The sequence below is a fragment of the Azospirillum endophyticum genome, from assembly GCF_016595245.1.
Lineage (GTDB): Bacteria > Pseudomonadota > Alphaproteobacteria > Azospirillales > Azospirillaceae > Azospirillum > Azospirillum endophyticum.
The window spans coordinates 100,327-108,483 of sequence record NZ_JAENHM010000091.1 but is presented as its reverse complement, the minus strand read 5'-3'; the positions used below and the strand labels follow the sequence as shown (position 1 = coordinate 108,483).

Sequence of the window (8,157 nt, the reverse complement as noted above, 5' to 3'; positions counted from 1 at the left end):
CGCGGGTCGGCAAAACGCCGTTGGCGTTTGGCCGATCCCGCCCCGCAAGGGGAGAAGGGCTTTGCCTCGGAAACACCCCTTTTTCGGACGTGGCGGGGTGGCGTCAGCCCCACTTCATCTCGCCGGTCGCCACCTTGGCGCCGATGTCGAGCGCGATGCCCATCCCGGCGTCGGGATAGCGCCGCTTCATGGCGGCGATCAGCTCGGCGCCGGTCTTCGCCTTGGCAAGCTCCTCCTCGAAGGCGAGGAGATAGGCCTTGGTATGGGCGATGGCGCCCGCATCGGGCGTGGCGCCCGGCGCGGCATGACCGGCGACCACCACCGCCGGATTGCGGATGGCCATGGCGTCCAGCGCCTTCACCCAGGCGGCCCGCGCCTCCGCCGTCGGGGTATCGGCGGTCCAGACATGCAGGCCGGAGAACACCAGCACCCCGCCGAAGACGGCCTGCAGCGACGGCACCCACAGGTGACGGCGGTTCGGCAGCCCCTGGGCCTCGACGATCTCGATGGTCTGGCCGTCCAGCGTCAGTGCGGCGCCGTCGAACGGCTGCGGCATCACCACCTCGGCCAGCGTCTGCGGGCCGTTCTCCTTCAGCTTCGGCCCCCAGACCGCCAGCTTCTTCTCGACATTGCCCTTGATCGCCGCGACCGTGGCCGAGGCGGCGATGACGCGGGCCTTGGGGAAGGCCGCCTTCACCGGACCCAGGCCGAAATAATAATCGGGATCGCTCTGGCTGACATAGATGGTGGTCAGCGTCTTGCCGGTCGCCTTGATTTCCTCCGCCAGCGCCTTGCCGTCCGCCAGGGTGAAGCCGCCGTCGATCAGGATCGCTTCGCGGCGGCCGGACAGCAGGACCGGAGCGCGGAAGAAGCCGGCCTCACCGGCGGGAAACGCCCGCCAGCTCAATGGAGCCGCCGACGAAGCGGGCGTGGCGGCGAGGCTGCCGGCCGGGGCCAGGAGGGTCGCGGTACCGGCCAGCGTCAGGGCGTGCGCGGCGGTGGCAAGGAGGTCCCTGCGTGTCAGCATCGTCGATGTCCTTTGTGCGGTGACGGTCAGTGGGCGCGCAGAAGGGCGGCCAGCCTGCCGGGCTTGGAGAAGAGGATTTCCGAATCGAGCTTGCGCCGGTGCGAACCGTCGTCGAACAGCAGGGTCGGCACGCCGTTGGCACGGTAGCTGGCCATCAACTGCCGGCCGCGCTCCACCCGCAGGGCATCGACGACCATCAGTTCGTCCAGCCCCTCGGTCAACAGCGCCGCCGCCGTTTCGAGCCCCAGACCGCCGAGGATGTCGGCCAGCGTCGCCGGATCCGTGATGTCGCGCCCGTCGGCATAGCGCGCGGACTGGATGGCGGCGAGGGTCGCCAGTTCCCGGTCGGGCGCGGTCATCGCCACCGCCGTCAGGGCCAGCGTCGCCGGGCCGCTGTCGACCGACTGCCGACGGTCGCCCAGAACCTCGGCACGGTACTTCTCGCTGAAGACCTGCCCGGTCAGCTCATGGATGCGCTGGTCGTTCGCCCAGGCATGGCCGGCGAAGCTGTCGTCCAGCGGCCGGGCGCCGGCTCCGGAGAACAGGCCGGTCGGCAGCATTTCCAGCACAAGATCATCGATGTCCGACAGCGACGCGATTGCCGGCGAGGCGCCGTAGCACCAGCCGCAAAGCGGGTCGAACAGATAGGTGATGATCCTAGTCCGGCTCATTGTCGCATCCGTGCATGGCGATGACGTGATGAGCGACTTTAACCATCGGCGATTATGCTGTGTAGCCGGCACAAAACTGACATATCGTATGGCATTGGCAAACAATCGCAGCAGTTCCGCATCATGGGCGATCCCAGGCACCTGAACCGCATCGCCTATTTCGCGGCGGTGGCGGAGACCGGCTCCTTCACCGCGGCGGCGGACCGGCTGGGGATCACCAAGGCGGTGGTCAGCCAGCAGGTGGCGAAGCTGGAGGAGGAGGTCGGCGCCAGCCTGCTGGTCCGCACCACCCGCAAGGTCCGGCCGACCGAGGCCGGCATCGCCTTCCACCGCCGCTGCGTCGTGATCCTGCGGGAAGCGGAGGACGCCTTCGGCGAACTGGCGGAAAGCGCGGCGGCGCCGTCCGGCCTGCTGCGGCTGACCGCCCCCTTCGATTACGGGGTGGCGGTGGTCGTTCCGGCCATCGCCGCCTTCGCCGCCGCCCACCCCGCCTGCAAGACCGACATGGTGTTGTCCGACCAGTCGCTCGACCTCGTCGGCGGAACCCTGGACCTCGCCATCCGCGTCGGCTGGCTGACCGACACCAGCCTCCAGGCCCGCCAGCTCGGCAGCTTCCGCCAGCTTCTGGTCGGCACGCCGGACCTCGCCCGGCGGATCGGGAGCGGCGGAGGACCGGAGGAGATCGTCGCCCTTCCCTTCATCGCCAACACGGCCTTGCGCAATCCGCTGCTGTGGCAGTTCACCGGGACGGCCGGCGAGCCGCGCACGGTCACGGCCCGGGCGACCATCGCGTTCGACGCCACCTTCGCCGTGCGGGAGGCGGTGCGGCTGGGAGCGGGGCTGTCCGTCCTGCCGGATTACTGCGTGGCGGAGGATCTGGCTGCCGGCCACCTCGTCCACATCCTGCCGGACTGGACCCTGCCGTCGGGCGGCATCCACGCCGTCTTCCCCGCCGCCCGCTTCCGCCCGACCAAGGTCCGCGCCTTCCTGGATCTTCTGACCGAACGCGAACGCCTGCGTGGCAGAGCCTGAGCGGTTGCGCCCAGGGTTACGGCCAGGGTTGCAGTTGAGGGCGGTGCGGCGAAATTTCGCTGGATCGTTTGCACGACCAGCAATCTAATAAGTCCGAAAGATCAATGGGTCTCCCTGGGAAGGACGCGATGGCGGACGTGCTCGACTTCGGCAGCTTCGACTACATCATCGCCGGCGGCGGTACGGCGGGCTGCGTGCTGGCCAACCGGTTGTCGGCCGATCCCGACGTCTCGGTCCTGCTGCTGGAGGCCGGCGGCAAGGACAGCTGGGTCTGGCTGCACATCCCCGCCGGCTATCTGTTCTGCATCGGCAACCCGCGCACCGACTGGTGCTTCAAGACGGAGGCCGAGCCGGGCCTGAACGGCCGCAGCATCCATTACGCCCGCGGCAAGGTTCTGGGCGGCTGTTCGTCGATCAACGGCATGATCGCCATGCGCGGACAGGCGCGCGATTACGACGAATGGGCTGCCCTCACCGGGGATTCGCGCTGGAGCTGGCGGGAGGTGCTGCCGGTCTTCAAGGGCAGCGAGGATTACTGGCGCGGCGCCGACGAGATGCACGGGACCGGCGGCGAATGGCGGGTGGAGCGGCAGCGGCTGCGCTGGGACCTGCTCGACCGCTTCGCCGAGGCGGCGCAGCAGGCCGGCATTCCCCGCAACGACGATTTCAACCGCGGCGACAATCTCGGCGTCGGCAGCTTCGAGGTGAACCAGAAGGGCGGCATCCGCTGGAGCGCCGCCAAGGCCTTCCTCCGCCCGGCGCTCTCCCGTCCCAACCTGAAGCTCGCCATCGAGGCCGCCATCGACAGGGTGGAGGTCGCCGACGGCCGCGCCACCGGCATCCGCTTCACCGTGAAGGGGCAGCCGGCGCGGGCGACCTCCAGGGTCGAGACGGTGCTGGCGGCAGGCGCCATCGGCAGCCCGGCGATCCTCCAGCGCTCCGGCATCGGCCCGGCGGAGCATCTGAAGGGGCTCGGGATTCCGGTGGTGCTGGACGCGCCGGACGTCGGCGCCAATTTGCAGGACCATCTGCAGCTGCGCATGATCTACAAGGTCGACGGCATCGTCACGCTGAACAAGCGGGCCGGCAGCCTGTTCGGCAAGGCGATGATGGGGCTGGAATACGCGCTGTTCCGCAAGGGGCCGCTGACCATGGCGCCGAGCCAGCTCGGCGTCTTCGCCAAATCCTCGACGGAGGTCGAGAGCGCCGACCTGGAATATCATGTGCAGCCGCTGTCGCTGGAGAAGTTCGGCGACCCGCTGCACGGCTTCCCGGCCTTCACCGCCAGCGTCTGCGACCTGCGCCCGGCGTCGCGCGGCTGGACCCGGATCACCACGGCCGACCATCACGCGAATCCGGCCATCGCGCCCTGCTACCTGTCCGACCCGGCCGACCGGGCGAAGGCGGCCAAGGCGCTGGCGCTGACCCGTCGCATCGTCTCGCAGCCGGCGCTCGCCCCCTACCACCCGCAGGAATACAAGCCCGGTCCCAGCTTCCGGACCGAGGCGGAGCTGGCGCAAGCGGCGGGCGACATCGGCACCACCATCTTCCACCCGGTCGGCACCTGCCGGATGGGCGGCAAGGACGATGCCGGCGCCGTCACCGATTCGGAGATGCGGGTGAAGGGCGTGCGCGGCCTGCGGGTGATCGACGCCTCAGTGATGCCGACCCTGACCTCCGGCAACACCAACACGCCCACGGTGATGATCGCCGAACGCGGCGCCGCCCTGATGCGGGCCGAGCGCCGGGCAGCCCAGCGGGGGTGACCCGGCCGAAAGGCGCCGGCACCGCGCAAAAATTTCGCTTCATACCCCAACAATCCGCAACAGGATTTTCCGAAGCCCCCCGATCCCCGGTCAACCCGCAAAATCATTTGCCTGCGAACGGCGCACACTCGTCCCCGGAATGGAAATCCGAGGGGACGAGTGATGGACGGCATGCCGAAAGGTCTGCGGGCAGAACAGGCGGAGATCGACCGCAGCTATCGCCTGGACGACCGTTACGGCCGGACGGAGGGCCAAGTCTACCTGTCCGGCACCCAGGCTCTCGTCCGGCTGCTGCTGCTCCAGGCGGAAAGCGACCGGCGGGCGGGGCTGAACACCGCCGGCTTCGTCAGCGGCTATCGCGGCTCGCCGCTGGGCGGGCTGGATCAGGCGCTGTGGCAGGCGCGCAAACATCTCGACGCCCATGCCGTCACCTTCGTCCCCGGCGTGAACGAGGATCTCGGCGCCACCGCCGTCATGGGCACCCAGCAGGTCGAATCCTCGGGCGAGGGCACGGTCGATGGCGTGTTCGGGATGTGGTACGGCAAGGGGCCGGGGGTGGACCGCTCCGGCGACGTGCTGAAGCATGCCAACGCCTATGGCAGCTCGCCGCACGGCGGGGTTCTGGCGGTGGCCGGCGACGACCATGGCTGCGTGTCGTCCAGCATGCCGCACCAGAGCGACCTCGCGATGATCGCGTGGTCGATGCCGGTGCTGAACCCGGCGGGCGTGCGCGAGTATCTGGAGTTCGGCCTCTACGGCTACGCCCTGTCGCGCTTTTCCGGCGCCTGGGTCGGTTTCAAGGCGGTCTCGGAATCGGTGGAAAGCTCGGCCACCGTGCGGCTGCCGTCGCCGGACCGCGGCTTCCTGCCGGTGGCGTTCGACCCGCCGCCGGGGGGCTTGCATTACCGCTGGCCCGACCTGCCCAGCCTCGCCATCGAGGAACGGCTGGCCGCCAAGGTCGCGGCGGTGAAGGCCTTCGCCCGCGTCAACCGAATCGACCGTACGGTGCTGGGGACCGGCGGCTGGCTGCGCATCGTCACCACCGGCAAGGCGCATCTCGACCTGATGGAGGCACTGCGCGTCCTGGGCATCGGTCCGGCGGAGGCGGCGGAGATCGGGCTGTCGGTCCACAAGATCGGCCTGTCCTGGCCGCTGGAGCCGGACTTCGCCCTGGCCGCCGCCCGTGGCGCGGAGGAGATCCTGGTGGTCGAGGAGAAGGCCGCCGTCGTCGAGGGCCAGTTGAAGGATCTGCTGTTCCACCTGCCGGCCGGCGAGCGACCCCGCGCCGTCATCGGCAAGACCGACGAGTTCGGCGCCCATCTCCTGCCCGCCACCGGCGAGCTGCGGCCCTGGATCGTCGCCAAGGCGCTGGTGGAGCGCATCCGCCACCGTTTCCCGCAGCGTGATTTCTCCGCCCGTTTGGCTGACTTGCTGCCAGGCGAGACGCCCGCCGCCCCTGCCCTGCCCCGCACGCCCTATTTCTGCTCCGGCTGCCCGCACAACAGCTCGACCAAGGTGCCGGAGGGCAGCAAGGCGATGGCCGGCATCGGCTGCCATTTCATGGCCTCCTGGATGGACCGCGACACGGTGGGGCTGAGCCAGATGGGCGGCGAGGGCGTCAGCTGGGTCGGGCAGGCGCCGTTCAGCAAGCGCCCGCACATCTTCCAGAATCTGGGCGAGGGCACCTATTTCCATTCCGGCCTGCTGGCGATCCGGCAGGCGGTGGCCGCCAAGATCAACATCACCTACAAGATCCTGTTCAACGACGCCGTCGCCATGACCGGCGGCCAGCCGGTGGACGGCCCGATCTCCGTCGACGCCATCACCCGTCAGCTGGCGGCGGAGGGCATCACCCGCATCGCCGTGGTCAGCGACGCGCCGGAGAAATACGACAGCCGCAGCGGTCTGGCCCCTTTCACCACCGTGCATCACCGCGAGGAGCTGGACGCCGTCCAGCGCGAGATGCGCGAGATTCCCGGCGTCACCGCCATCGTCTACGAGCAGACCTGCGCGGCGGAGAAGCGCCGCCGGCGCAAGCGCGGTACCCTGGCCGACCCGGCACGGCGGATGGTGATCAACGATCTGGTCTGCGAAGGCTGCGGCGATTGCGGCAAGAAGTCGAACTGCCTGTCGGTGCAGCCGAAGCGGACAGAATTCGGGGTGAAGCGGCAGATCGACCAGTCGAGCTGCAACAAGGATTATTCCTGCGCCGACGGTTTCTGCCCCAGCTTCGTCTCGGTGGTCGGCGGCACCCTGCGCAAGCCGGACCCCGACCGGGTCGCCGCCCGCTTCGCCGACGATCTGGCGGCGCTACCGGTGCCGCAGTACGGCGCGCCGGAGGACCCGACCGAGATCCTGATCGTCGGCGTCGGCGGCACCGGCGTCGTCACCATCGGCGCGGTGCTGGCGATGGCGGCGCATCTGGAGGGCAAGGCGTCCTCCGTGCTCGACTTCATGGGCTTCGCGCAGAAGGGCGGCGCGGTCTACAGCTACCTGCGGGTGGCGGAGGACGCGGCGCGGCTCAATCAGGCGCGGATCGACCCGAAGCAGGCGCAGCTTGTCCTGGCCTGCGACACGGTGGTCGCGGCGTCGCCCGACGCGCTGAAGACGGTACGGCTCGGCCGCACGCGGGTGGTGGCGAACGCCCATGTCGCGCCGACCGGCGCCTTCACCCGCGACGGCGGCAAGCTGCCCGATGCCGGCGGGCTGCTGCAGTCCTTGCGCCGTGCCGCCGGACCCGACCGGGTGGAGGTGATGAACGCCAACCGGGTGGTCACCGCCCTGTTCGGCGACAGCATCCTCGCCAACGTCTTCCTAATGGGCGTCGCCTTCCAGAAGGGGCTGCTGCCGGTCGGGCTGGAGGCGCTGACCCGCGCCATCGAACTGAACGGCACCGGCGTTCCCGCCAACCTGCGCGCCTTCGCCTTCGGCCGCCTCGCCGCGCACCGGCCGGAGCTGCTGGCGACCCTGGGCGCGGAGGAGGAGGCGCCGGCCGGCGACCTCGCCAGCATCGTGGAACGGCGTGCGGCGTTCCTGGCCGACTATCAGGACCGCGCCTATGCCGACCGCTACCGCGCCCTGGTGGAGCGGGCGCGGCAGGCCGAGGGTCGCGTTGCCCCCGGATCGACCGCGCTGGCAGAAGCGGTGGCGCGCAGCGCCTTCAAACTGATGGCCTACAAGGACGAGTATGAGGTCGCCCGCCTGCACAGCGATCCGGCCTTCGCCAAGAGCCTGGCGGAGCGTTTCGAGGGCGGCTGGAAGCCGGTCTTCCACCTTGCCCCGCCCCTGCTGTCGCGCGAGACCAACGGGTATGGCGAGCCGCGCAAGATGGCGCTCGGCGCCTGGATCCTGCCGGTGTTCCGCGGGCTGGCGGCGATGAAACGGCTGCGCGGCACCGCGCTCGACCCGTTCGGCTACATGGCGGAACGCCGGATGGAACGCGCGCTGATCGCCCGCTATGAGGCGACTGTGGCGGACATCGTCGAGCATCTGTCGACCGACCGCCTCGCCACCGCGGTGGAGCTGGCGGCCTTGCCGCAGGAGATCCGCGGTTTCGGCCCGGTGAAGCATCGCGCGATGGACGCGGTCGAGCCGCGCTGGCGGGCGCTGGAACAGCGGTTGCGGGAGCGTCCGGCGCAGGCGGCGTGAGCGGCCTGCAAGC

General features: G+C 69.9%; 5 protein-coding genes. 3 read left to right on the top strand and 2 right to left on the bottom strand.

Going from position 1 to position 8,157, the window contains the following annotated elements:
- Positions 1-103: 103 nt before the first annotated feature.
- Together JHL17_RS36010 and JHL17_RS36005 are read right to left on the bottom strand one after the other, a co-directional pair.
- Positions 104-1,027, bottom strand: coding sequence for an MBL fold metallo-hydrolase (locus JHL17_RS36010; RefSeq protein WP_200199471.1), 924 nt, complete (start codon positions 1,025-1,027; stop codon positions 104-106).
- A 26-nt stretch (positions 1,028-1,053) separates the two neighbouring features.
- Positions 1,054-1,698 (bottom strand): DsbA family protein, encoded by a 645-nt coding sequence (locus tag JHL17_RS36005; RefSeq protein WP_200199470.1) that lies wholly within the window; start codon positions 1,696-1,698, stop codon positions 1,054-1,056.
- Between the two features lie 123 nt (positions 1,699-1,821).
- Here JHL17_RS36005 and JHL17_RS36000 point away from each other — a divergent pair, with 123 nt between their 5' ends.
- The 3 genes from JHL17_RS36000 to JHL17_RS35990 all read left to right on the top strand — a co-directional run bounded on the left by JHL17_RS36000 (position 1,822) and on the right by JHL17_RS35990 (position 8,144).
- A complete protein-coding gene (locus tag JHL17_RS36000) occupies positions 1,822-2,730 on the top strand; it encodes a LysR family transcriptional regulator (RefSeq protein WP_200199469.1) in 909 nt (302 codons plus the stop codon).
- 128 nt (positions 2,731-2,858) lie between these two features.
- Complete coding sequence (locus JHL17_RS35995) at positions 2,859-4,496, top strand: GMC family oxidoreductase (RefSeq protein ID WP_200199468.1); 1,638 nt, start codon at positions 2,859-2,861, stop codon at positions 4,494-4,496.
- 171 nt (positions 4,497-4,667) lie between these two features.
- Positions 4,668-8,144: an indolepyruvate ferredoxin oxidoreductase family protein gene (locus JHL17_RS35990; protein ID WP_247894075.1), complete on the top strand. Its 3,477-nt coding sequence runs from the start codon at positions 4,668-4,670 to the stop codon at positions 8,142-8,144.
- Positions 8,145-8,157: the final 13 nt, after the last annotated feature.

What these genes read in the sequence shown, in the direction of transcription:
- JHL17_RS36010 (WP_200199471.1), bottom strand. Translation starts at nt 1,027, where the DNA reads ATGCTGACACGCAGGGACCTCCTTGCCACCGCCGCGCACGCCCTGACG.
- JHL17_RS36005 (WP_200199470.1), bottom strand. Translation starts at nt 1,698, where the DNA reads ATGAGCCGGACTAGGATCATCACCTATCTGTTCGACCCGCTTTGCGGC.
- JHL17_RS36000 (WP_200199469.1), top strand. Translation starts at nt 1,822, where the DNA reads ATGGGCGATCCCAGGCACCTGAACCGCATCGCCTATTTCGCGGCGGTG.
- JHL17_RS35995 (WP_200199468.1), top strand. Translation starts at nt 2,859, where the DNA reads ATGGCGGACGTGCTCGACTTCGGCAGCTTCGACTACATCATCGCCGGC.
- JHL17_RS35990 (WP_247894075.1), top strand. Translation starts at nt 4,668, where the DNA reads ATGCCGAAAGGTCTGCGGGCAGAACAGGCGGAGATCGACCGCAGCTAT.